This is a genomic window from Lachnospiraceae bacterium (genome assembly GCA_022794035.1).
Classification (GTDB): Bacteria; Bacillota; Clostridia; order Lachnospirales; family Bianqueaceae; genus CALWPV01.
Genome location: JAAWDX010000005.1, coordinates 68424 through 94187 on the forward strand (window position 1 = coordinate 68424; position 25764 = coordinate 94187).

Annotated in this window: 25 protein-coding genes; 20 read left to right on the forward strand and 5 right to left on the reverse strand. The window is 46.6% G+C overall.

From position 1 onward, the window contains the following. Positions 1-195: 195 nt before the first annotated feature. The 15 genes from HFE64_05020 (at position 196) to HFE64_05090 (ending at position 13102) form a co-directional block, all read left to right on the forward strand. The gene (locus tag HFE64_05020) at positions 196-726 is read left to right on the forward strand and encodes a hypothetical protein (GenBank protein MCI8632826.1); all 531 of its coding nucleotides are present in this window, start codon (positions 196-198) and stop codon (positions 724-726) included. A gap of 9 nt (positions 727-735) precedes the next feature. After that, positions 736-1167 carry a hypothetical protein gene (locus HFE64_05025; GenBank protein ID MCI8632827.1) on the forward strand — a complete coding sequence of 144 codons (432 nt, stop codon included), beginning with the start codon at positions 736-738 and terminating at the stop codon, positions 1165-1167. Then, on the forward strand, positions 1134-2303 hold the full coding sequence (locus HFE64_05030; protein ID MCI8632828.1) for a CpaF family protein: 1170 nt from the start codon (positions 1134-1136) through the stop codon (positions 2301-2303). The genes HFE64_05025 and HFE64_05030 overlap by 34 nt, the downstream gene beginning before the upstream one ends. Next, the gene (locus HFE64_05035) at positions 2300-3046 is read left to right on the forward strand and encodes a hypothetical protein (protein ID MCI8632829.1); all 747 of its coding nucleotides are present in this window, start codon (positions 2300-2302) and stop codon (positions 3044-3046) included. Before HFE64_05030 ends, HFE64_05035 begins: the two co-directional genes overlap by 4 nt. A 24-nt stretch (positions 3047-3070) precedes the next feature. Beyond that, complete coding sequence (locus HFE64_05040; GenBank protein MCI8632830.1) at positions 3071-4516, forward strand: hypothetical protein; 1446 nt, start codon at positions 3071-3073, stop codon at positions 4514-4516. 22 nt (positions 4517-4538) lie between these two features. After that, positions 4539-4742: a hypothetical protein gene (locus HFE64_05045; protein MCI8632831.1), complete on the forward strand. Its 204-nt coding sequence runs from the start codon at positions 4539-4541 to the stop codon at positions 4740-4742. Positions 4743-4870: 128 nt separating this feature from the next. After that, positions 4871-5173, forward strand: a complete 303-nt coding sequence (locus HFE64_05050; protein MCI8632832.1) for a hypothetical protein — start codon at positions 4871-4873, stop codon at positions 5171-5173. A gap of 11 nt (positions 5174-5184) precedes the next feature. Then, positions 5185-6996, forward strand: coding sequence for a hypothetical protein (locus HFE64_05055; GenBank protein ID MCI8632833.1), 1812 nt, complete (start codon positions 5185-5187; stop codon positions 6994-6996). After that, complete coding sequence (locus tag HFE64_05060) at positions 6980-7921, forward strand: pilus assembly protein (protein MCI8632834.1); 942 nt, start codon at positions 6980-6982, stop codon at positions 7919-7921. The genes HFE64_05055 and HFE64_05060 overlap by 17 nt, the downstream gene beginning before the upstream one ends. Next, positions 7909-8316: an ABC transporter ATP-binding protein gene (locus HFE64_05065; protein MCI8632835.1), complete on the forward strand. Its 408-nt coding sequence runs from the start codon at positions 7909-7911 to the stop codon at positions 8314-8316. The genes HFE64_05060 and HFE64_05065 overlap by 13 nt, the downstream gene beginning before the upstream one ends. A 3-nt stretch (positions 8317-8319) precedes the next feature. Beyond that, positions 8320-8958, forward strand: a complete 639-nt coding sequence (locus tag HFE64_05070) for a hypothetical protein (GenBank protein MCI8632836.1) — start codon at positions 8320-8322, stop codon at positions 8956-8958. A 107-nt stretch (positions 8959-9065) separates the two neighbouring features. Next, complete coding sequence (locus HFE64_05075; protein ID MCI8632837.1) at positions 9066-9824, forward strand: class I SAM-dependent methyltransferase; 759 nt, start codon at positions 9066-9068, stop codon at positions 9822-9824. Further along, positions 9821-10702, forward strand: coding sequence for an Hsp33 family molecular chaperone HslO (gene hslO / locus HFE64_05080; protein ID MCI8632838.1), 882 nt, complete (start codon positions 9821-9823; stop codon positions 10700-10702). The genes HFE64_05075 and hslO overlap by 4 nt, the downstream gene beginning before the upstream one ends. A gap of 111 nt (positions 10703-10813) precedes the next feature. Then, positions 10814-11875 (forward strand): L-threonine 3-dehydrogenase, encoded by a 1062-nt coding sequence (gene tdh, locus HFE64_05085; GenBank protein MCI8632839.1) that lies wholly within the window; start codon positions 10814-10816, stop codon positions 11873-11875. A gap of 45 nt (positions 11876-11920) precedes the next feature. Further along, positions 11921-13102, forward strand: coding sequence for a glycine C-acetyltransferase (locus HFE64_05090; GenBank protein ID MCI8632840.1), 1182 nt, complete (start codon positions 11921-11923; stop codon positions 13100-13102). A gap of 70 nt (positions 13103-13172) precedes the next feature. Here HFE64_05090 and HFE64_05095 read toward each other — a convergent pair whose 3' ends face one another. From HFE64_05095 to HFE64_05110, 4 genes are all read right to left on the reverse strand, one after another. Beyond that, entirely contained in the window at positions 13173-14669 is a 1497-nt protein-coding gene (locus HFE64_05095) for a glutamate synthase subunit beta (protein ID MCI8632841.1), read from the reverse strand. A gap of 10 nt (positions 14670-14679) precedes the next feature. After that, entirely contained in the window at positions 14680-19191 is a 4512-nt protein-coding gene (gene gltB / locus HFE64_05100) for a glutamate synthase large subunit (protein ID MCI8632842.1), read from the reverse strand. A gap of 214 nt (positions 19192-19405) precedes the next feature. Further along, entirely contained in the window at positions 19406-20767 is a 1362-nt protein-coding gene (locus HFE64_05105) for an MATE family efflux transporter (GenBank protein ID MCI8632843.1), read from the reverse strand. Positions 20768-21052: 285 nt separating this feature from the next. Continuing rightward, positions 21053-21364, reverse strand: a complete 312-nt coding sequence (locus HFE64_05110; GenBank protein ID MCI8632844.1) for a GNAT family N-acetyltransferase — start codon at positions 21362-21364, stop codon at positions 21053-21055. A gap of 16 nt (positions 21365-21380) precedes the next feature. On the opposite strand from HFE64_05110, the gene HFE64_05115 reads away from it, so the two are divergent. Continuing rightward, positions 21381-21683 carry a hypothetical protein gene (locus tag HFE64_05115; GenBank protein ID MCI8632845.1) on the forward strand — a complete coding sequence of 101 codons (303 nt, stop codon included), beginning with the start codon at positions 21381-21383 and terminating at the stop codon, positions 21681-21683. Positions 21684-21717: 34 nt separating this feature from the next. On the opposite strand, the gene HFE64_05120 is transcribed toward HFE64_05115, so the two are convergent. Next, on the reverse strand, positions 21718-22134 hold the full coding sequence (locus tag HFE64_05120) for a pyridoxamine 5'-phosphate oxidase family protein (protein MCI8632846.1): 417 nt from the start codon (positions 22132-22134) through the stop codon (positions 21718-21720). 183 nt (positions 22135-22317) lie between these two features. Here HFE64_05120 and HFE64_05125 point away from each other — a divergent pair, with 183 nt between their 5' ends. From HFE64_05125 to HFE64_05140, 4 genes are all read left to right on the forward strand, one after another. Continuing rightward, on the forward strand, positions 22318-23130 hold the full coding sequence (locus HFE64_05125) for a Cof-type HAD-IIB family hydrolase (protein MCI8632847.1): 813 nt from the start codon (positions 22318-22320) through the stop codon (positions 23128-23130). 32 nt (positions 23131-23162) lie between these two features. Next, entirely contained in the window at positions 23163-23840 is a 678-nt protein-coding gene (locus tag HFE64_05130; GenBank protein ID MCI8632848.1) for an HAD family hydrolase, read from the forward strand. A 51-nt stretch (positions 23841-23891) separates the two neighbouring features. Next, entirely contained in the window at positions 23892-24422 is a 531-nt protein-coding gene (locus HFE64_05135; GenBank protein MCI8632849.1) for a GNAT family N-acetyltransferase, read from the forward strand. Positions 24423-24615: 193 nt separating this feature from the next. After that, a complete protein-coding gene (locus HFE64_05140) occupies positions 24616-25713 on the forward strand; it encodes a Gfo/Idh/MocA family oxidoreductase (protein MCI8632850.1) in 1098 nt (365 codons plus the stop codon). Positions 25714-25764 lie beyond the last annotated feature (51 nt).

The window sequence follows — 25764 nt, forward strand, 5'->3', positions numbered from 1 at the left end:
AATAGAAGTACAGTGAAAAACCGTGTCACGGAAATCCAAAAGGATTTCATGGTAGTATGATGGGTTTGTTTTGCTGTAGGTGGTGCATGGCTTCGAGACAATCTCTAGCCAACTGGAGCCCGGAATCTTTTGTCAAATTACAGCGAAGCTATGGGCCTTGAGATTCCGGGTGCTTTTTAAGGAGGACAGCAGTAGATGAAGCGCTTTCAGGTGTGGGTGGATTTGCAGGACAGACAATATGCAAAGCGGCTGATTGATTTTTTAAATATGCGGTACGGCAGGCAGATGCAGGCATTTCCAAAAGGAAAGAAGGAGGTTCTGCCGGATGGGCGGGGAATTTTACTCAGCGATCGTCAGACAGAGGAAACCAAATATGGCAGGCTGATGCTGGTTTCGGCGAAGGAGGGGGTGAATCCTTATCAGTCGGGGCATCAGATTGCTAAGGCAATTTTGGAACGGTATGAGCAGGAGGGGGAGGAGTCATATTCAGAGAAAGAAGGAGAAGGCGACTGGGTGAGCGTGTACTCTGCTATCGGCGGAATCGGAAAGAGCACACTGGCCATGGGGCTGGCACAGGCATTGGCGGAGGAAGGGAAAAAGGTATTGTATTTGCCGCTGGAGGGACCCTCTGCATGGGTTTTGTATTATCAGTATCCGTTTGCATATACATTATCCGACTTGCTGTACTGCTTTTTGATGGACGGGGCACAGAAGAGCAGGAGGTAGCTGCAGGATATGATCTATAAGCAGGGCAGCGGCGTATATTTTCTGCCGCCCTGTTTATATCCTGATGATTTGATGGAGCTCACAGAAGAAGAGATAGATGGATGGATGAATATGCTAAAGGATGCTTTTGAATATGTGATTGCGGATATGAATAGTCAAATGATTCGGCCGCTGCGAATAGCTCTGGAAAAGAGCACACGGCTCTGCTATTTGATGGATGCTCGGGCAGAAGGGGAGGCAAAGTGGCAGGACGTTCAGACAAGACAGCGGCAAAAGGAGCACGCGGATGTTTTTTGCCGATACGGGGAAAGGAATAAACAAAATGAGATTTTACTTCCGGAGGAGGCGCAATTGTTTGAAATCTGTGAAGGAAAAAAGCGGTTTAGAAAGGAAACGGCGTATTTCAGATGTCTGAAAAAGACCATAGCGGCATGGAGCTGAGAGATATATATTTGCAATGCAAAAAAAGAATTAAAGAAAGGGTGCGGGAGGAAGATGCCTATACTGATGAGGCCGTAAGAAAAATAATCCTACAGGTGATTGGGGAGGAGCATAGAAAAAGCTGGATTCCAATTCGAGAGAGAATAGCGGTTGGCCGGCGTATTTTCTATGCACTGCGCAGATTGGATGTGCTGCAGCCGCTGATGGAAGACGAAGAGGTTACAGATATTATGGTCAATGGACCCGATCATATTTATTATGAGAAACATGGGCAGATGAGGCGATATCAAGAAAAATTTGAAAGCAGGCAGCGTCTGGAGGATTTGATTCAGCAGATCGTCGGCAATGTAAACCGGAGCGTAAATGAAGCGAGTCCGATTGTCGATGCGCGGCTTGCAGATGGTTCTCGGGTGCACGTAGTACTGGCACCGGTTGCACTAAATGGCCCGATACTTACAATTCGGCGTTTTCGCACTGAACCGATTACGATAGAGGATCTGATTGCCTGGCAAACGCTGACCAGAGAGATGGCCGATTATTTAAAAGCAGCCGTTGAGCAAAAGAAAAACATTTTTGTCTGCGGCGGGACGGCATCAGGTAAGACAACGCTGCTGAATATTTTATCCAACTTTATTCCCAGAGAGGAACGCATCATCACGATCGAAGATGCGGCGGAGCTTCGTTTAGCCGGTTTGGAAAATATAGTGACGCTGGAGACCCGAAATGCCCGTGCAGACGGCAAGGGGCAGATATCTATGCAGGAGCTGATTAAAGCGAGTCTGCGGATGAATCCTGATCGTATTATTGTAGGAGAGGTAAGAGGAAAGGAAGCGCTCGATATGCTGCAGGCTATGAATACGGGACATGAGGGCTCTCTGTCTACAGGACATGCCAATGACTGCAGGAACATGCTGATGCGAATTGAAACGATGGTTTTGATGGGAGCGGATATGCCCTTGCAGGCAATCCGTCAGCAGATTGCCTCTGCTATTGACTTGTTGGTCTATATAGAGAAGGGGAAAACGGGTCAAAGAAGGGTTACAGAAATGATCAGGGTAAAAGGATATAAAAACGGAGAAATTCAAACAGTGCCAGTCTTTTATCAGAATCAATGGTACAAGGAGGAAGCGGAGTGAATGAGAAGATCGATTACGAAAGGTATCCTCTGCAGATCAGACAATACGCCTTAAGCAGTTTATTAGGCATGACGGGTGCAGCACTGATCATGGTCATTTTTTATCGAAATATCTGGATGGTCTTGCTGGCATGCGCAGGAGGCGGTATCTTTGCTCCCTTTTATTATAAAAGATATCTAATCGATAAGCGCAGGAAGCAGCTGCGGGAGGAATTTAAGGATGCGCTGTATAGCCTTATCGTTTCGTTAAGAGCAGGCCGTTCTCTGGAGGGTGCGTTTGCCGCCTCGCTGGAGGATCTGGATGCCGAGATGACACCGCATATTTATCGCGAGTGGCAAGAGGTTATCGCGCAGCTGCAGGTAGGAATCCCGGTTGAGGAGGGGCTGCGGGAATTTGGAAAACGCAGCGGTGTAGAAGAGATTCAAAGCTTTGCCAGAACGGTGGAGGTATGTAAACGCTCAGAGGGCGATATTGCCAAAGTAATGGAAAACACGATTGATCTGCTGCAGGAGAGAATGGAAATTCAAATGGAATTAAAGGTGATTTTAGCCAAAAAGAAGACCGAGCAGAAAATTTTAAATGTGATGCCATTTGTGGTGATTGGATTGTTATTATTGCTGTCACCCGATTATCTGGAGCCGCTTTATGATTCTCTGCAAGGCAAGCTGGTAATGACAATTTGTATGGTACTTAGCGTGGTCAGCTATGCGGTGTCTAAGAAGATATCCAATATTGCTATGTAAGAAAGCGCAGATAGGAGAAGGGGAATGTGGATTGTCAGTATGGCAGCGGAGCTGCTGCTTTTGGTTTGGATCATATATTCCTGGAAAAAGGCAGGAAAAATAAAAGCAAAATGGAAGAAGGAGAGTCTGGTATTTCGAGTCTTACTGCCTGCCGGAAAGGCAATTTCGGATCATGTGCCCATTTCGGAAAAGCGCATGCAAAAGCGGCGTATATATTCTATTTTGTGTCAGCTTACTAGTGAAAAAGAAGGGAGGGAGCAGTATTACTTTTACCGGTGGAAGCGATGCGGATTAGCAGTGGGGATCCTCCTTCTTTGCAATACAGTCTGGATGGGAATGCACATAACAGAGAAACAAAAGGGGGAAACATTTAATTCTATTCAGGAAAGACCTATTTATGGAAGTGGCAGCCAAAAAGAAGAAGTAACCTTAGTTTTAGAGAGAGCTGACGGCGCAGCGGAGCATACATTTTCGCTGTCCATCCCGGAAAAGGCTATTACAGAGGAGGCAGCTGTAAAGAGGCTGGAGGAGGGGTTAGCTTATGTGAAGAATGAATGGCAGGGGAGGCTTGTGCTAGCGGATATATCACTGCCGGCGCGGTGGAAAGAGGTTTCGCTGGTTTATGAAAGTCTTACCCCAGAGCTTTTAAAAGAAAACGGTCGTTGGGTAGGGACCTTAGCGAAGCAGCGGCAGTCGATCCTGTTAAGGATCACCGGCAGCATAGCAGGGCAAAGCAGGAGTACTGAGGTTCAGATGTGGGCGCCGGCACTTGCAGAGATATCGCCGGAGGAGCGAGTAAAAATGATTGCCGAAAAAGCTCAGGCAGGAGATTACACAGAAGAAGGAGTTGTACGGCTGCCCACAGAGACAGAGCTGGGTGAATCTCTTTATTGGACGAAAAGGAAGCCGTCATCGTATGCGTATCTGGGATGCCTGAGCTTATTGTCTTTATTTGTTTTTTGGCAGCAGGAAAGAGAATATAAACAAAAAATAAAGGATAGACAGTATCAAATAGAACAGGCCTATCCTGAATTTATCAATGAGCTGGTGATTTTGCTGGGAGCCGGTCTGAGCTTTTCGGCTACCTGGAAAAGGCTGGGAGAGGATTATCAAAAGCAGCGAGCAGAGGGAAAAGAGGAAAATCCATTGTATGAGGAGATTTATCAGGAGAGCAGGCAGCTGCAAGCGGGTGCATCGATGAGAGAGGTGCTGGAGGAGTTTATCGCCAATATCCGCTCTAAGCAGGCACGTCGCTTTGCGGTACTGGCGATTCAAAATTTGAAAAGAGGAGATGCATTTCTGATCTCCCGATTAAAGGAGCTTAATCAGGAGGCGTGGGAGCTTCGCAAAAAACAGGTAAGGGAAAGATCAGAGGAGGTGGATACAAAGCTTCTGTTTCCGTTGATGCTGATGCTGATTGTCATCTTAATGATTGTCTTAACCCCGGCAATGATTTCAATGCAGGTATAAATCGTTTTACGAAGAAAGGAAAATGATGGGAAGAGCATATTGGAAAATACGAAATATAGTAGAAAACAATGATGGATTCGGAACGATTGAGCTTATTTTGTTGATTTGTGTACTGATTGGCTTGGCACTTATGTTTAAAGATACGATTGTTGATTTTGTCAGCGGTATTTTAGACAACATTTCTAATCAGGGAGGCGTGTTTGATCCTGGCACGATTGTTGGATGAAGGGAAGCCTTACGGTAGAACTATCACTCCTGTTTCCTCTGCTTTTCATCAGTTTCATTCTTGTACTGCAAGGCAGTCTTTATGTTTTCTATAGACTGTATACACAATGCCTTGCAGAGCAGAGCTTTATGGTTTGTGAAGAGCAGAGAAGGTCGGGAGAAACGCCAGAGACCTCTATGCAGAGAGCGAAAGAATATTTATTGGAGAGAACAGCTGCCCTGCCGGTACAAATAGAAGCAGCGAACTGGCATAAGGAGGAAGCTTGGTTCAAAGAGTCATACACAATAAAGCTTGAGCTGCGGTATAGGTTCTTAATTTCTTTGCCGTGGACGGTGCAGAGCAAGGATAGTCAGATCAATCCGGTGCGATTTAAAAACCGTGTAGATTTCCTTTGGGAGAAAGGAAAAGTGTTTTTGGAGAATCACAGGTGAAAAGGCAGTTTATGAAAGTATGTCAAGGCAGTGTAACGGTGTTTTTTTCAATGATTTTTCTTTCTGTACTTGTTTTTTTATATGGGATATGGACATTAGGAAAGTCGGTTTTAATAAGAACGGATATACGAAGGGATATAGATGCAGCGGCTTTTTCGGTCTTAGCAGAGTATGATCAGGCTTGGGTCAGGGAATATGGCTTATATGTTATTCCAAAAGATCAATTGGAGCAGAGCCTTCGGTTTTATCTAAATGAGAATTGCGGACATGCCTGGGGGACCTATGAGCTTACTGCGTTAGAGCTTACGGAGGTGAGGAGTCTGCAGAGCCTGCCTGTTTTGCAGCAGCAGATTTTAGCTTTCATGGAAGTCAGAGGCTTTTTGAATTTCATAGAAGAAGCAGTGAGTCTGCTGCAACAGGTGCAGGAAAAGGATAAACAGGTGACAGAAGAAAATGAGTGGCAGGACATGGCGCAGCTGCAGTGGATTCAAAATATCTATGCGCAGATGGTGACTAACTTAGAAGGGATTCGCCAAGATGGATATCAAAATCCATTTAGTATCAATTTGCTGCTGAAGGCAGATCCTGCTTATGAGGAAGTCAAGGCAGCGGTAGGCCCGCAGCAGCCAAGTGTGGAAGATGTTGCCGTATTAGAAAAGGCATATTATGCATTAGATCAGACTGCGGCCATATGCAGAGAAACAGTGCAGCTTAGCTATGGGCTGGAAGGAGAGCTGGAAAAACTGAAAAATACGGATTTAATACCGGTTACCACGGTTCAGCTACAGTCATACCGAGCGTGCTGGGAGGAAAATGCAAAATTATGTGCGGAAGCATCTCAGGCAATTCAGACTTGGTTAAAGGAGGCAGGAGAACATCACCAAAGGGCAATAGAAACGGTAAATCAATTATGTAATTATGAGCGATCCATTCATCTGCCCTATGAATATCGAGAAAAGGAAAACTCATGGGATTTTACAGGGCTTTTATCTTATTTAAAGGGGTATACGGAGGATATCAGCCGCTTTGCCCCTAATAAAGAGCTTGATCTGGGGCTGATAGAAAAGGAGAATAACGAAGGGCAGGAGATAGGAGATATAGGGCTGGATGGTTCATTTAAAGAGTTATTTTTAATTACAGAATACGCAATGGGTACTTTTCAAAATCTGCGGGAGATATTGGACAAGGAAGAGGGAAAAGCGCCGTACAATTTACGAGGAGAGGAAAAGGAAAATCGGTATTTATCTAATGAGATTGAATATCTAATCGTGGGCAAGGCAAATGAATATCGAAATGTAGAGGGGAGCCGGCAGCGGCTTATAGGGCTGCGGGTTGTCCTAAATATGGCTTATCTTTTGACTGACACAGAAAAGCGTTTAGAAATTGAGGCAATTGCAAACACAGTAGGCGGAATTTTACTTCCGGGAATTGGAAATGGAATTGCATTTGGAGTGCTGCTGGCAGCCTGGAGCTATGGAGAAGCAATTGCGGATTACCGTACTTTGTTACAGGGCGGTGGGATTCCCATATGGAAAACAGAAGCAAGCTGGCAGACAAGCCTGAGCAATATCATATCTATGGATTTTTCAGATGAAACCGAAAGAAGAGAAGGCGGTCTCTCCTATGAGCATTATATGAGGCTGCTGCTTTATATGGTGGGGCAGGAAACGCTGCTGTCACGCATTCAGGATTTATTGTATTTGAATCATCAAAAGAAAAGCATGGATGAATATATAACCGGATTTTCTATAGAAGGAGCGGTGCAGCATTGGGGAAAAGAGAGAAGCTTTTCGGGGGCATATCAATATGAGTTTTATCGGTAAGCACCTTAGAGGTTCAATGGTAGTAGAAGCGGCCTTAATATTTCCATGGGTTATTGCAGTTATCCTGCCATTTATTTATTTGCTGTATGGGCTGCTGATACAAAGTATATTAGAAGCTGCTTTAGACAAAGGCCTTCGTGAGATGGCAGTGGAGGCTTATGTGCTGGAGCGTTTATTGATACTTCCGGAACAGAATGCGGCGGAGGCCGATAAGGTGCCGATAGAGGCAGAAGAGGTACAGGAACTTAAAGGGGTACTGGAAAAATATATGGCGCTACGAGATCTAGATAGCGGAAAGGAAATGCTGGAGGCAGAGGCACTTAATATAGCAGGACAGTATCTTTTAAAGAAAAAGCTTAAAAATCATATTCAAGAGGAGCAATTGGAAAGATGGGGGATTTTAGACGGATGGCAGGGGATTTCCTTTTCAGAAAGCCAATTTTTTTATACGAAAGATGGAAGGAAAAGACTCATTAGAGGCGTCATTTCCTTTAAGTGGAATATAGTTCTTCCTTTCTGGAGGCTCCCGGATGCCAAAATAGAAAGAGTGTACCATACATTTGTTGGAGAGGATGCCCGGTTTGAGCAAGAAAAAGCAGAGAATGCATCAACAGAGACGATCGTATACCGAATAGGGCAGGGAGCTCATTATCATAGCCTGGAGTGTTATCTAATTCAGAAGGATATCGTTGCTCAGGTACGACAGCAAGCGCAAGGTGAGGGGCGAGAGGCCTGTGAGCGCTGTCATCCGCAGCAAGAGGTGATTGTGTATATGACCATCAAAGGAGAGCATTATCATAGACAAGGATGTGCTTATCTGTATCCGCAGCTTTCATCTATGAGGATAGAAGAGGCACTTCAGCAGGGATATACAGGGTGCGGACTTTGTCAGGAGGGAAAAGGAAATTTTTCATGGGACTCATGATGCAGGCTGTTTTAATAGGGTTGGGAGTTTTTGATGTGTGGACTAAAAAGCTGCCGGTTGTATTGTTACTGATCCTTTCGATAGGAGGGATATGGGAATTTGCCCATCTTGCATGGCAGCTGCAGCTGTTTTCTTTCTTTTTTGCTGCGCTAATTGGCGCATGCGGAATCTATTTTCAAAAGAAAAAGCAGTTGGGGGGAGGGGATGTATGGCTGCTCATTGTTTTGGTGCTTTTTTGGCCGCCGGAAATATTTTGTAAGAGCATAGGCAGTGCGGCCATGCTCTTAGGTCTAGTAGCCGTAGGGATATGGCTGTTAGACAAGGAGAGTGATGGAAGGGTTCCGTTTGTTCCCTTTATTTTATTAGGATATTGGATTACGGTTTGCGGAGAGTAAGGCATGGTATATAAAATAAAGAAATCAGAAATGCTCCATATTCAGGCAGATGAAAAGGTAATTGGATATCAAGCTAAAATGATGCGGGAGGTTGGGTGGCTACTGCCATTTAGCTGGGAAGAAGAGCAGTTATGCTATCAAAAGAGTAAAGGAAAAACATTATTAGAATGGCTGAAGGCTGAACCAAACGAGGAGGAGCTTCTAGCGGTTATAGCAGCACTGGGAAGAGTTCAAAAGGATATAGAGCAATACCTGCTGGATTGGGACAAGCTGATTTGGGATGCAGAATGGATTTTTTGGGATTCTGAAGAAAGAAAGCTGCGGTTGGCATATTGTCCGTGGGATAGAGGAACGGCAGTTCATACTGATGTTTTTAAAGGCCTGGCAAAATTATTGTGGCAAAAGGCAGTTTGGCAAAGATGGGTTCAGAAAGACTTGATTTTACTTATCTTTGAGTTTAATGCACAGGTTATAGGAAAGGAACTAGTTGATTGGCAGGATTGGGCAGAAAGGAGACAGAGGATGCAGAAAAAAGAGGAGACAGAAACAGCACTGGATGTTTTAATGCAGGAGGCTCCTAAAAAGGAAAAAAAGACGATTTTGCAGATATGGAAAGAAAAGTTTCCGTTTGTTTTGCGCTGAATGGATAAAGAGTAGCCGCTGATATTTGAAACATGCCCTAGGCAAGCAGGCTATTGTGTGATACAATTTATATATATATTTTTTATGCTGATGGAAATGGAGAGAGCATGTATCAGGAATTTGCGAAAGTTTATGATGAGTTTATGCAGACAATTCCCTATACGGTATGGGCAGATTATATAGAGCAGATATGGAAAGCACATAAGCTAGTTCCTGAGCTAGTTTTGGATTTAGCCTGTGGTACAGGCAGTCTTACGCTGGAGCTGGCAAAGCGCGGCTATGATATGATCGGTGCGGATATATCGCCGGAGATGTTAGAAATTGCACAGGGTAAGGCTAGGGATGAGCATCAGGATATTTTATATTTAATGCAGGATATGCGAGAATTTGAGCTGTATGGAACGGTTGACAGCATTTTATGTACCTGTGACAGCATCAATTACATTTTAGATGAAGAGGAGCTGCTGCAGACTTTTGAATTAGTAGAAAATTATCTGGATCCGGGCGGCCTTTTTGTTTTTGATATCAATACGGCTTATAAATATGAACAGCTGTTAGGGGATCAGACCTTTGCAGATACTACGGAAACAGCGGCGTTTATTTGGCAGAATTATTATGATTCGAAAGAAAGGCTCAATGAATATCAGGTGACCTTTTTTTATCAGCAGGGGGAGCTCTATCAAAGAGAAGAGGAACTTCATTATCAGAAGGCATACACGGCCTCACAGATTTGTAATTTGCTGGAGGCGAGTCAGTTGAAGGTGGAAGCTGTGTATGATGCATTTACATTAAATCCGATAAGGGAAAGCTCTGAGCGCATATGTTTTGTGGCAAGAGAGCAGAGAAAGGAAAAAAAGAAAAGATGAGTGATTATGTATTAAGAGGAATGGCGGCTGACGGACAGATTTTGGCTTTTGCCGCCGTTACATCGGAAATGGTTGAGGAAGCGAGAAAAAGACATGGGACGACACCAGTGGCCACAGCGGCGCTGGGAAGGACAATGACGGCTGCTGCAATGATGGCATGTCAGCTAAAAGGAACTAAAGAATCATTGACGATTCAGATTGAAGGATCGGGCCCAATTGGAAAAATCATTACGACCGCAGACGGAAGCGGAGCAGTGCGGGGATATGTCAGTCAGCCTAAGGTAGAGCTGCCGCCAAAGGAAAAAGGGAAGCTGGACGTTGCCGCAGCGGTTGGCATTGGCGTGATGAATATTGTCAAGGATTTGGGGTTAAAAGAGCCATATGTTGGCTCAACGCATTTAGTAAGCAGTGAAATTGCAGAGGATTTAGCATATTATTTTACAGTATCTGAGCAGATTCCTTCAGCAGTGGCATTAGGCGTTCTGGTTAACAAGGATGAAAGTGTATGGACGGCTGGAGGGTATATTTTCCAGATGATGCCGGGAGCATCGGATGAAATTGCAGAAAAGCTGCAAGAAAAAGTAACGCATTTTCCGCCTATTTCAAAATATCTGGCAGAGGGCCATACGCCTGAGGAATTGCTGCAGGATATGCTGGGGGAATTTGATTATCATACTCTGGATAAGGTTGAAACGAGATTTCAATGCAATTGTACGAGAGAACGGGTCAGCGCCGCCTTGATGAGTATCGGGGAAAAGGATCTGCAGGAGCTGATTGATGAGGGAGAAACGATTGAGATGAGCTGTCATTTCTGCAATGAAAAATATCTCTTTTCTGTAGAAGAAATGCAGGATTTATTAAAAAAAATTCAACGATAAAAAAATAAAAATGTGCTTGCGAAGAAAGAAAATGCATGATAAAATGTGTTTGTAAAGAGGACATCGCAAGCAAGAAGTGTCCTTCACTCGAAGACATTAGGAGGATTCGTTATGAGCAAAACAATGTATGCGCTGGTTAAATCAGAAGCCGGTGTCGGCCTCACACTGGAAAGAGTTCCGATTCCAGAGGTAGGTCCCAACGATGTAAAAATTAAGATTCATAAGACTTCTATTTGTGGCACTGATCTTCACATCTATAACTGGGATGAGTGGTCACAGGCTACGATCAAGATTCCTACGGTAATCGGTCATGAATATGTAGGAGAAATCGTAGAGGTAGGCGAAGCGGTTTCCGAGTATCAGGTAGGGCAAACCGTTACAGGTGAAGGGCATATTACCTGCGGCACCTGCCGAAACTGCCGTGAAGGAAATAAGCATTTATGCCGTAATGCAATCGGCGTAGGCGTTAACCGCAACGGTGCTTTTGCTGAATATCTGGTTATTCCGAAGGACAATGTAGTTCCGGTCACGATCACCGACACGATTACGGAATCGATGGTATCCTCCTTTGATCCGCTTGGCAACGCAGTACATACAGCGCTGAGCTTTGATATGGTGGGAGAAGATGTTTTGATTACCGGCTGCGGAGCGATCGGAATCATGGCAGCAGCGATTGCGCATCATGTGGGAGCTCGCCGTGTAGTTGTTACGGATGTCAATGACTATCGTCTTAATCTTTGTAAAGAAATTACGCCCTCTGTTATTACAGTCAATGTAGCAAAAGAGAAGCTGGAAGATGCAATGAAAAAGATTGGTCTGAAAGAAGGCTTTGACATTGGTTTAGAGATGTCAGGCAATGGTCCTGCCTTTTCCTCTATGATTGACAATATGAATAACGGCGGTAAAATCGCAGTGCTGGGAATTCATGCAAAGCAGCCGCAGGTTGACTGGCAGAAGATTGTTTGGAATGGTCTGACGATTCGCGGTATTTACGGCCGTAAGGTATTTGATACCTGGAATAAGATGATCTTTATGCTGGAAAGCGGCCTGGATGTAAGAAAAGTATTGACGCATGAGTTTGATTTTAAAGATTTCCAGAAGGGCTTTGATGTTATGAATACCGGTAAGTCTGGTAAGGTTGTTTTAGACTGGACTTCCGCACACCAGGAATAATGATTTATAGAATCCATTAAAATATCAGTCAGACAGGAGATTACAATGAAAACAGCATATAAGTATTTTCAAGAGACATTAAGTCAGTTAAAAGCAGACGGTCTGTATAAAAATGAGCGCATCATTACCACACCGCAGCAGAGCCATATTGATACAACGGCGGCTAAAAATGTAATCAACATGTGCGCCAATAACTATCTTGGCTTATCCAATAATGAAAGATTGATTGCCGCAGCAAAGGATAGCTATGATAAGTGGGGCTATGGCCTTTCTTCCGTGCGTTTCATCTGTGGTACGCAGGAGATCCATAAGGATCTGGAGAAAAAAATCAGTGATTTTCTTGGCATGGACGATACGATTTTGTACAGCTCCTGCTTCGATGCCAATGGAGGCCTGTTCGAGACGCTGCTGGATGCAGAATGTGCGATCATCAGCGATGAGTTAAACCATGCCAGCATTATTGATGGCGTTCGTCTGTGTAAGGCACAGAGATTCCGTTATAAAAACAATGACATGGATGATTTAAAACGCTGCTTAGAAGAAGCTAAGGATGCGAAAATCAAATTGATTGCTACCGACGGCGTATTCTCCATGGATGGCATTATCGCTAATCTGCAGGGAATTTGTGATCTGGCAGAAGAGTATGATGCATTGGTGATGGTAGATGATAGCCATGCCGTTGGATTCATGGGTGAGCATGGACGCGGCACACATGAAGCATGTGGCGTTATGGGACGCGTAGATATCATCACAGGTACGCTTGGCAAGGCACTTGGCGGAGCCTCTGGCGGTTATACCAGCGCACGTCAGGAAATTGTGGATATGCTTCGTCAGAAGAGCCGTCCCTATCTGTTTTCTAATACACTTGCTCCCGCGATTGCAAGCGCAGCTCATGAGACCTTTACCATGCTGATGGAGAGCACGGCGCTGCGTGATAAGGTGCATGAAAATACCCGCTATTTTAGAGAAGAGATGGAAAAGGTTGGATTTGATATCATCCCCAGTACGCATCCGATCGTAGCCGTGATGTTCTATGATGCGCATGTGGCCGGTAAGGTTGCAGAGCGTATGCTGGAGCTGGGTGTGTATGTAACCAGCTTTGTATATCCGGTTGTTCCGAAAGGAAAGGCAAGAATCCGTACTCAGGTTTCCGCTGCACACAGCAAGGAGGATCTGGATTACGTGGTGAAATGCTTTAAGCAGGTTAAGGAAGAAATGGGTCTGTAAACGATAAGGCTTATTATAGAGAGGCGCCGGTACCCCTTGTGGGTGCCAGCGCCTTTTCTATTTTATTTATTTATTTGGCCAAACAGGTATATCCCATTAAATATTCATCAATTGCGGCGGCCGCAGCACGGCCTTCTGCGATCGCCCAAACAACGAGAGACTGACCGCGGCGCATGTCGCCGGCGGCAAAGACCTTGGGCACATTTGTTGCATAGCCGCCGTCGATGGTTTGTACAGCAGAGCTTGGCGCAGTTTGCAGCTCAAAGGCGTTGATCAAGGCGGGAGCCGGCCCGGTAAAGCCGCAGGCAATCAGGAGGAGCTCGCAGGGAAGCGTCTTTTCAGAGCCGGGAACTTCATACGGGATCATACGGCCAGTAGCAGGATCTGGCTTGAAGGCCAGCGAAACGATGACAGCCTCCTTCAATTGTCCGTCTGCATCAGAGAGCAATTCCTTAACGGTAGTTTCGTAAAGACGCGGATCATGACCAAAGACGGCGATAGCCTCCTGCTGACCATAATCTGTTTTAGCAATGCGGGGCCATTCGGGCCATGGATTGGTATCAGAGCGCTGCAGAGGAGGCTGCGGCATCATTTCCAGCTGTACAAGGCTGCGGCAGCCGTGGCGAATCGCAGTTGCGCAGCAATCATTTCCCGTATCGCCGCCCCCTACAATGATTACGTGCTTATCCTGAGCGGAAATATACTGTCCATCCTTCAGATCCGAATCGAGCAAGCTCTTCGTTGTCTGAGAGAGAAAATCAACAGCAAAATAAACTCCCTTCGCAGTTTCACGGCCCTTAACAGAAAGGTCCCTCGGGTTCTGAGCACCGCAGCAAAGCAGTACCGCATCATATTCGGCCGTCAGCGATGCAGGCGTCACATCTGTACCTACTTCAACGCCCAGCAAAAACTGCACACCCTCCGCCTTCATCAAATTTACCCGGCGCTCAATGACATGCTTATCCAGCTTCATATTAGGAATGCCATACATGAGCAGTCCGCCGGGACGGTCCGCCTTTTCATACACCGTTACCTGATGGCCGCGCCTATTCAGAAGGTCCGCAGCCGCCAGGCCGGCAGGGCCGGAGCCAATCACGGCTATCTTCTTATCCGAGCGTGACACACGGGGGCGGGGAGCGATCAACTGATGGGCAAAGCCATACTCAATCAGCGCCAGTTCATTCTCGCGGATGGTAACAGCATCATCCATCAGGCCACCGCAGGTGCAGGCCGCTTCACACAGGGCGGGGCAGACCCGTCCTGTAAATTCAGGAAAGCTGGCAGTTTTAAGAAGCCGCGATAATGCAGCCTCCCAGGCGCCCGTGTATAGAAGGTCATTCCACTCCGGGATCAGATTATGCAGCGGACAGCCGGAGTAGGCTCCGTTTAAATGCAGACAGGACTGGCAGAAGGGAACACCGCAGTCCATGCAGCGTGCCGCTTGTTCCTGACGGGTTTCGGCAGAGACGGGCGAATGGAATTCATTAAAATTTTGAATGCGGGTTAATGGATCAGCAGAAGAGCTTGCTTGACGGCTGTATTCCATAAAACCAGTTATTTTTCCCATGATAAGTACCTCACTTCTGTGTTAATGCATAAAAGGCTTCCAGCTGTGCCTGCTCATGGCTTTTTCCATCTGCTTCCAGCTGCGCTGTGGTTTGGAGCATTTTCTGATAATCATGCGGGATAATCTTTTTAAACTTTGAGATAGAGGCTTCAAAATCTGAAAGGATGCGCTCAGCCTTAGGAGAATGCGTAGCAGCCAGGTGTTCCAGAAGCATCTGGCGAAGCTCCTCAATATCCACTGGGTCATGCAGCATTTCCACAGTGACCAGCGATTTATTGACTCTTAGGTATAGATCATGATCCTCATCCAGGACATAGGCAATGCCACCTGACATACCCGCTGCAAAGTTCTTGCCGGTGCGGCCAAGGACGGCAATGCGGCCGCCGGTCATATATTCGCAGCCGTGGTCTCCAACACCCTCTACAACAGCGAGCGCGCCGGAATTACGGACGGCAAAGCGTTCGCCGGCGATACCATTGATGAAGGCCTTACCGCCGGTAGCACCGTAGAGAGCCACATTGCCGATGATGATATTTTCCTCCGGTTTGAAAACACTCTGGTGAGGCGGATATACAATGAGCTTGCCGCCGCTTAAGCCCTTTCCAAAATAATCGTTGGCGTCTCCGCTGAGCTCAAGCGTTTCTCCCTGAGGGATGAAAGCGCCAAAGGATTGACCGCCGCCTCCGCTGCATTGAATGATATAGGTGTCATCCGGCAGAGAGCTTCCATGAAGACGGGTGATCTCACTGCCCAGCGTAGTGCCAAAGCTGCGGTCCGTTGAGCTCACTCTTACCTTGAGCGTTTGAGGAGCAGCCTCAGGCAGCGAGGAAGCAAGCTTTTGCAAAAGAACCTTTTGATCCAGCGTATGCTCCAACTGAAAATCATATTGATCCGATTGGCTAAAGCAGACGTTAGCAGGGGAAGACGATAATAAAGAAGAAAGGTCCAGCGAAGCAGCCCGCTGCGTAGGCTGTGCCTTGCGCATCTGCAAAAGATCAGAACGTCCAACAAGCTCGCGAATAGTGCGAATGCCCAGCTTTGCCATGAGCTCTCTCATTTCCTGAGCGATATAGGTCATAAAGTTGACGATATATTCCGGCTTGCCTTTGAAGCGTTTGCGCAAGGCAGGATTTTGCGTAGCGATACCGGCCGGACAGGTATCCAGATTGCATACACGCATCATGACGCAGCCCATGGTGACAAGAGGAGCGGTAGCAAATCCAAATTCCTCTGCCCCCAGCATACAGGCGATCACAACATCGCGGCCGGTCATGAGCTTGCCGTCTGTCTCCAGCCGGACATGTGAGCGAAGTCCGTTTTGCAGAAGAGTTTGATGCGTCTCAGCAATGCCGAGCTCCCAGGGGAGTCCTGCATTATGGATAGAGCTATGCGGAGCCGCGCCGGTGCCGCCGTCATATCCGGAGATCAGGATCACCTGAGCGCCTCCTTTAGCAACACCGGAGGCAATGGTGCCCACACCGGCTTCGGAAACAAGTTTGACAGAGATATCGGCCGCTGGATTCGCATTTTTAAGGTCATAGATGAGCTGAGCCAGATCTTCAATAGAATAGATATCATGGTGCGGCGGTGGCGAGATGAGCGCCACGCCCGGTGTGGAATACCGTGTTTGAGCGATCCAAGGGTACACCTTTTTGCCGGGAAGGTGACCACCCTCGCCCGGCTTGGCGCCCTGCGCCAGCTTGATTTGGATTTCTTTGGCGGATACGAGATATTCACTGGTAACGCCAAAGCGGCCGGAGGCCACCTGCTTGATGGCAGAATTTTTGGACGTGTGCAGACGGGAGGGAGCCTCGCCGCCCTCGCCGCTGTTGGATTTGCCGCCGAGCTGGTTCATGGCCTCTGCCAGACATTCATGGGCTTCCTGTGAGAGCGAGCCATAAGACATGGCGCCGGTCTTGAAATGCTTGACAATCTCGCTGACGGGCTCGACCTCGGAGAGCGGGATGCCGCCATCGGGGTCAAAAGTGAACTCCAGAAGGCCGCGCAGCGTATGAGGATGGTTTTCATCGTCGATGAGCGCCGTGTATTGCTTGAAAAGATCATAGCGGGCGAGCTGGCAGGACTGGCGCAGGAGCGTGATGGCGGCCGGGCTGTACATGTGGTCTTCGCCCTTGGCATTGGAGCGCAGCTTGTGCATGCCGGGAGCATCGAGCGCGGGGTCGGTGGAGAGCCCCAGCGGGTCGAAGGCCGTGCTGTGGTACCATTCGGCGCCCTCCTGGATTTCTTCAAGGCCGATCCCGCCGACGCGGCTGATGGTATTGGTAAAATATTTCTGAATGACGTTTTGATTAAGCCCAACGGCCTCGAATACCTGAGCGCCGCGGTATGACTGGATGGTGGAAATGCCCATTTTGGCAGCGATTTTGACGATGCCGTGCAGGATGGCGTGATTGTAGGCGTCGATGGCGGCGGTATACTCTTTGTTTAAAAGGCCTGTATCGATCATCTCGCGGATGCATTCATGGGCCAGATAAGGATGGATTGCTGTGGCGCCGTAACCCAAAAGGGTAGCAAAATGATGGACATCGCGCGGCTCGCCGGATTCTAAGATGAGCGAGACGGCGGTGCGTTTTTTGGTCTCGATCAGATGATGTTCTACGGCAGATACAGCGAGCAGAGAAGGGATGGCGACATGATTCTCGTCGACGCCGCGATCAGAAAGAATGAGGATGTTGGCGCCGTCTCGATAGGCGCGGTCACAGGCAATAAAAAGCTGTTCTAGCACCCGGGCCAGCGGCGCAGTTTTATAATAAAGAAGCGAAATAGTAGCCGTTTGAAAGCCCGGGAGCTGCATGGTCTTGATTTTGAGCAGGTCCAGCGAGGTCAAAATGGGATTTTGAATCTGCAGGGACCGGCAGTTTTCAGGCTGTTCAGCGAGCAGATTGCCGCCCGAGCCGATATAAACCGTGGTATCTGTGATGATCTCTTCGCGGATGGAGTCCAGCGGCGGATTGGTCACCTGCGCAAAATGCTGCTTAAAATAGTTAAACAGCGGCTGGTGCTTTTCTGAAAGAACAGCAAGGGGAATATCCGCCCCCATGGCAGCGGTCGCCTCCAGCCCATTTTGAGCCATGGGCAGGATAGAGGTCTTGACCTCTTCATAGGTATAGCCAAAGGCCTTATAGAGCCGGCTTCGCTGCAGTGGCGTAAAGCCTGGGAGCTTTTGGTTAGGAATCGCAAGATCCTTTAAGTGGTGTAGATGAGCGTCCAGCCATTCCCCATAGGGCTTCGCGGCAGCAAAAGCTTCTTTGATCTCGCGGTCACTGAGGATTTTTCCGGAAACGGTATCAATAAGCAGCATTTTGCCGGGTTCCAGACGAGATTTTTGCACAATGGCCTCAGGAGGCAGATCCAGCACGCCCACTTCAGAGGCCAGCACAAGAAAGCCATCCGCAGTGAGATAATACCGGGAGGGACGGAGACCGTTGCGGTCTAAAACAGCGCCTACAGTGTCGCCGTCGGAAAAGAGAATCGAGGCAGGACCGTCCCACGGCTCCATCATGGTGGCATAATAATGATACAGATCCCGTTTGGCACGGCTGATATTCTGATCATTGGACCATGGCTCCGGGATCGTAATCATGATGGCCAGCGGAAGCGGCATGCCGTTCATGACAAGAAATTCCAGAGTATTATCCAGCATGGCAGAATCAGAGCCCTCCTGGCTGATAACCGGGAGGATTTTCTGCATATCGTCTGCATTAAATACGGCAGACTGCATGGTTTCCTCACGCGCCAGCATGCGGTCAGCATTGCCGCGGATGGTATTGATTTCTCCGTTGTGCAGGATAAAGCGATTGGGATGCGCACGCTCCCAGCTGGGCGTGGTATTGGTTGAAAAGCGTGAATGCACCATGGCGATGGCAGAGCGATAGGCAGGATCCTGCAGATCCGGGTAAAAGCGGCGCAGCTGATGCACCAAAAACATGCCCTTATATACAATTGTCCGGCTGGACAAACTCGGCACATAGGTGTTTCGGTTGGATTGCTCAAAAACGCGCCGCAGCAGATAGAGGCGGCGGTCAAAGGCCAGACCGCACGGCAGAGAGTCCGGCCGCTTGATAAAGCACTGCATGATACAGGGCATGCAGTCTCTGGCGTGCGCACCGAGAATGTCAGCATTGACAGGCACCTCACGCCAGCCCAGAAACTCAAGCTCTTCCTGCTGACAGATGATTTCCAGCAGCTTCATGGCTTGCCTGCGCAGCAGTGCATTTTGCGGAAAGAAAAACATGCCCACACCGTAATCCCGTGCTTTGCCAAGGGTAATCCCGCATTTTTTGGCGGCCTTTTGAAAAAAGGAATGTGAGATTTGCAGCATGATGCCTACGCCGTCTCCTGTTTCGCCGGCAGCGTCCTTGCCGGCGCGGTGCTCCAGCTTTTCTACAATCTGAAGCGCCTGATCTACGGTTTCATGCGTTTGCAGTCCTTTTATATTGACAACGGCTCCAATACCGCAATTATCATGTTCAAATGAAGGATCATATAAAGAGTTTTGCATTTGTGCCTCCCCCGAATCTGTAAAAAGAGTAAAAGCGTCCTACCCCATGAAGGGCAGAACGCCATTGTTCTTGTTTCATTCCCGACTAGTATACTGCGAATAGAAAAGAGAGTCAATAGAAAAATGAAGGATCATCATATATTTGTTGCAATAAACAAGAGGATAAAGCAAGGAGGATCGCTGTTTATGCAATTTTAAAAAAGCAAAGCTTCATTTATGAATCGGAGGTTGATTTGGTAAGTGACGCAGTCGAGATACGCTTCATTTGTAAGAAATAAGCCGATACCAATAGCAGAGCAGCGCCTGTCCAAGCTCCGATCTCTGCATAGTAGATGCCATCCTGTCCGATGGCCAGCGGAAGCAGCAAAGCGATGCCGATGCGCATAATCATTTCGGCAAAGCCGGAAATCATAGGAACAACCGTATTGCCGAGGCCCATGAGAGCCGAGCGATAAATATGCAGCATATATAATATAGGCAAACAAACGCTCATAATCGACAGGTAGCGATAGGCAATATCCATGGACGCCTGTACGGTATCGGCACTGCCGGAAATAAACAGGCTTAAGATGCCCCGGCCAAACAGCAGCATTACAGCAGCAATCAGGGCAGAAGTCAGCAGTGCAATGACGGCAGCAGAGCGCATACCGGCCTTAATGCGCTTGATGAGCCCACCGCCCAGATTTTGTCCCACAAAGGACGTGATCGCATAGCCGTAGCTGGTGGCAGCAATCTCCAGCAGTCCGTACAGCTTATTGGTGGCTGTAAAGCCAGCGATAAAGAGCATGCCAAACCGGTTGATTACCGATTGTACAACCATACCGCCCACCGCAATGATGGCGTTTTGCAGTGCTACAGGAAGTCCAAGGCGCAGCAAAGCACTGCTCAGAGCCCGGCTAAGCCGGAAATCGGCGGGGTGCAGCTCAAGGATAGCGATCCGGCGGAGATTGATCCAGCAGTAAATCGAGGAGATGAGCTGTGCGATCAGGGTAGCGGCGGCAGCGCCGGCAATTCCCCAATGGAAAACAACAACAAACAGAAGATCTAAAAGAATATTGACGACCGTGGAGACAGTTACCGCATACAAGGGCGTTTTGCTGTCGCCCAGCGCACGCAAAGTGCAGGCCAGCAGATTATAGGCTGTGATAATGGGAATGCCGCTGAAAATAATGCGTAGATACAGCAGGGAATCCTGAATAATCGTATCAGGCGTATTGAGGAGCTGAAGCACCGGCAGCGCGAGCAGCTGGCTGGCAGAAAGCATAAATAGTGCGGCAAAGACACACAGGGAGGCAGAAGCACCGATCACACGGGAAAGCTTCCGGTAATCCTTGGCTCCAAAATGCTGTGCCATCAGGATGGAAAAGCCCTGAGCCAGTCCCTGCATGACGCTGAGAACCAGCCAGTTCAGCCATTCCGCTGCCCCTAGGGCAGCCAGCGCCTGTACACCGATAAACTGTCCTACTACGGCTGTATCGACCACGGCATAGAGCTGCTGAAATACATTGCCCAGCATCAGAGGCAGGGCAAAGGAAAAAATCAAACGGGTAGGGCTACCCGTCGTCATATTGCGGATTCGTTCTGATCGAGTTGACATACTAACCTCCAGTCCGGAGCGTATGCGACGGGGCAATACCATCATGGCTCATTTGTGACGCTCCGGCACAAATAGCCGTATGAAAAATAAGCTATCGAGCTTATTTTTCATACTAACTTCCAGTATGGAAATGAATGTCATTATAGTACCGTAGAATCAGAGGCATTGTCAAGGCTGTTGATGACATCGCCGGTGGTCAGCGCGGCCAGCAGCAGTTGTACCAATATTTTCTTGAATTGAAAAATTGGCCATGATATAATCAGCTTAAAAAGTGCAAATTTGTCTTACCTTTGCCATATAGTATTCATCCAGATACTTTCCATCTACATACACCAATTTCTGTTTAATACCCTCTATCTCGAAGCCGCTATTTGTGTATAGGCGTTTTGCAGCCTCATTCTCGCAAATTACGGTTAACTCTAAGCGGACAATTTTATTTTCTTTAGCCCAAACATTCAATCTATTAAAAAACTCTGTTCCAATCCCTTGGCCGCGATAATCCGCTAAGATACCAACAACGATATATGCAGAATGAGCAATACGATTGGTTATCAAAAAATGAAAGCAGTTTCTTATATAGGAGGTTTATTGTATGTTTGAAGAAATGTCATTCCCTGAACATGAATATGAGTCAATTCAAAATTACTTAAATAAATTAGGGTATTGTTATACCACAAGGGTATATAAAGAAATCGGAAAATATAAAGTTGGGGAATTATATACGGCTCCATGGGGTGATGTATTGAAAATAGACGAAGTTAAAACATACGGGAAAGTATCAGACCGCCCTTTCTATGATGAAATGAGTGATGACGAAAAGATAGAAATCAGTAAATACTCTGAAGAGATAGGATTGCCATATGAATTCATAAAATTTTCTAAAAGTACAGTATGAGTATATCTGAGCAGTAAAAATCGGGATTTAAGATTTAAAACTCATACCTTGTTCCATGGGAAAGAAGCAGTCCGTCTGTTAATTCTACACATAAAATGATTGTATTTTTATCATCAAAGTTATAGTGTCCATTATCAATCCATTCAGCGAAGACTTTTTTCAGCTTGTCAGCAATTGAATGATTTTCTTCTTTTCCCCAATAACCTAAATTGATGCCCTTTCCATGTGCCGTAAACCAGTCACCGGCTATGGCAACAGTAGGATGGTTTTCAATATGCTTCATTTTATTTGAGAGAGCGTAAGTAATGATATAAAACGCACCATTCTCATAATAGGCATTTACATACCGTACAAAGGGCATGTTATGTTCTACGGTTGATAACGCGATAATTGTATCTTTTCCAAAACGTTCAGTCATTATTTTTTCAGCTTCCTGATTCCATTTGCGCATAAGCTACCTCCTAAAATCCGAATTGGTCAAGCCGACTATATCATGAACAGCTTTTTATTTCAATGAGTTTTCCTTTATGCTTTTGAAAACCTGTAATAAAGCTGTTATAGGCGAGGCAGAGGTAGAGGTAGAATACTCTATGCAGCGATAGTATGATTGCAGAAAGGGTAAAATAATTCTATCATGAAAACACTGTATGTTACTGATTTAGACGGAACTTTAATGCGCGACGATAAGATAATTTCAAATGAAAGCGTCGCCATATTGAATCGGCTGCTTGTCCAGGGGATATTTCTTACATATGCAACGGCAAGGTCGATAAGATCTGCTTCTAAAATTACAAGAAATATTTCTTTTAACCTGCCTGTTATTACCCTTAACGGAACAATTCTTGTCGATCCGTTGACCAAGAAAGAAATCCAAATTTCAACGTTTGGAAAAGAAATACAGCACATAAGACAGGCGTTGGCTGCTACGGCTATCCCCGGATTCGTAAATGCTTATTTGGGCTCGAAGGAAGTAAAATTATACCTGAAAGGAAGAACCAATGAAGGCTTTCAGGATTATTTGCAAAATCATTCTACGGATAAGCGGATTCGCATGGTTGATACAGAAGATCAGTTGTTTGAGGGGGAAACGTGCTACTTTACCTTTATTGCTCCACAAAATGAATTGCAGCCTCTTTATGAACGCGTAAAACAGATCAAGGGAATCAATTGTATTTTTCAACAAGATAAATACAGACCGGAATATTGGCTGGAGCTGTGTCCAGAAAATGCAACAAAAGCCTCTGCAATTCAAAGAGTAAAAGAGCTGTGCGGCTGCCAACGGGTCATTGTGTTTGGAGATTCGGCAAATGATATTTCCATGTTTCAAATGGCAGACGAAGCATATGCAACCCAAAACGCAATTGACGAATTAAAGGAAATGGCTACGGGAATCATTGAAAGCAATAATACCGACGGAGTAGCAAAATGGTTAGAAGCACATGCATGACAAAGGGATATATCAATGGGAGGTGCGATATAATGATGAAGGTTGTCGTTTGTGATTTGGGCGGAACACTCATGCAGTATGTAGGAATGCCTCACTCATGGGAAGATTTTTATCATAAGGGGTTTGAAGAAATTATACGGAAATTCGGCTATCCTATTTCACAAGAAATGGTTGAAAAATCGTTTCAAATGCTAAAAGAATTTAATCCGAGAATTCATTATAGAGAGGTTGAATATTCACCGGAATATATTTTTACCAAAATATTAGAACACTGGCATATGGATATTCCGGTTCAAAGCTGTATAGAAGCTTTTTGGAGTGGATTACAATTAAAAGCGGAAATATATCCGGAGACAATATGTGTGTTGCAAAAACTTAAAGAAAAAGGATATACAATAGCCGCACTGACAGATTTACCAAGTGCAATGCCGGATGAAATTTTTAGACGGGACATTTCGGAACTTTTGGACTATTTTGATGATTATGTTTCATCTTCTGTTGCAGGATATAGGAAGCCGAACTGTAAAGGCTTGCAAATGATTGCTGAAAGATTTTCATTTCCCATTACAGAGCTGATTTTTATTGGAGATGAAGAAAAAGACAGAAAAACGGCAATGAATGCGAATTGCAAATTTATTTGGATCCAGCGCACAGAGAAGAATGAGGAAAGTATTAGTAATTTATACGAATTATTACGGGTGCTGAATTGAAAAAATATTTCCCTCATTTTTTCAATTATCAGGATTTAAAGGAGTAGCGATATGATTGAAATCAGACAGATTGATGCACAGCATAAGCTGGATATCAACATTGCCAACGAACCATTTGATATGTTTGGCCGCATTATCCCGTCTTTTCATAATGGGCAGTGGACTTACGAGCTTGAGCGCTATAGCGCTGAAAGTATCACAGAAATGACATTTCCGGACGAGGATTATGAATATGAAAATATGAAGGACAGTGTATTTCTTGGTGCATACGATGGTGAAAAATGCGTAGGACTGGCTATTTTGCAGCCCGGTTTTTTCAAATATATGTATCTGTATGATTTGAAAGTGAGTAAGCAATACCGCGGCCAGCATATCGGACAGGCGCTGATATCAAAAGCAAAAGAAATCGCTGCGCAGCATGGCTACTGCGGACTATATACACAGGGCCAAGACAATAACCCTGGAGCCTGCCTGTTCTATCTAAATTCTGGCTTCTATATAGGAGGGCTTGATACCAACGTGTACCGGCACACAAAACAAGAAGGAAAGGCAGATATTCTTTTTTATTGTGAGGTCGATTAACCATGGGGTAGTGCGATCCTGTCAGTGTTTGGAAAGGAATATTTTAGGAAAAAGCGGCAGAGATTTTGCTTGACAAGTCCGATGCGTATATGGTATATTGAACATATGTAAACGATTACAAGTTCTCGCAATTTGGATCGTCTGTCGAAAATCTAAAACATATTTGCCGCATGGCGGCAAGCAGGAGGAAAGTATGGCAAATAAAATCAAGGTTGGCATCATCGGATGCGGCGGTATCGCAAACGGCAAGCATCTGCCGGCGCTGTCGCATCAGTCTCATCGGTTGGAGATCGTTGCTTTTTGTGATATCATTAAGGAAAGAGCAGAGAAGGCTGCGAAGGAGTATGGTACGCCGGATGCAAAGGTGTATACGGATTATAAGGAGATGCTGCAGGATGAAAGCATCCGCACTGTGCATGTGCTGACGCCGAACGTATCGCACTGCGAGCTGACGGTGGCTGCACTGGAAGCGGGCAAGGACGTTATCTGTGAAAAGCCTATGGCAGCGACGCCGGCGGATGCACAGAAGATGCTGGATGCACAGAAGAAGAGCGGCCGCATTTTGACGATCGGCTATCAGAACCGCTGCCGTCAGGACAGCCTGACGCTGAAGAAGCTGTGTGATGACGGCGAGCTGGGCGATATCTATTATGCAAAGGCGCAGGCGATTCGCCGCCGCGGCGTGCCGACCTGGGGCGTGTTCCCGGATAAGTCTAAGCAGGGCGGCGGTCCGCTGATCGATATCGGGACGCACTCTCTGGATCTGACATTGTGGATGATGAATAATTATAAGCCGAAGAGCGTGATGGGCGCGAGCTTCCAGAAGCTGGGCCGTCTGCTGCAGCCGGGTGAGCAGGGCAATACGATGGGCGTTTGGGATCCGGAGACCTATGAGGTTGAGGATTCTGCCTTTGGTTTTGTGACCATGGAGAACGGCGCTGTGATCGTGATTGAGTCCTCTTGGGCGCTGAATACGCTGGAGGTATGCGAGGCGCTGACGCAGCTTTGCGGTACCAAGGCCGGCGCGGATATGAAGGACGGCCTTCGCATCAATAAGATCATGTATGATAAGATGACGACCATCAAGCCGGATTGCCGCACGCCCAGAGGCGTTGACTTCTTCCCGGGCGCTACGGTGCAGTCGGCACAGGATACCGAGTGTAGCGCGTTCTATGACGCGGTAGAGGGCAAGGGTAGCCCCATTGTTAAGCCGGAAGAGGCATTTGTGGTAACGCAGATTCTGGATGCGGTATATCGTTCAGCCGCTACGGGTCAGCTGATTACGTTTTAATTTTAATAGCAGATAGAGGAGTCAAATGGGCATGCTTGCATGTCCATTTGA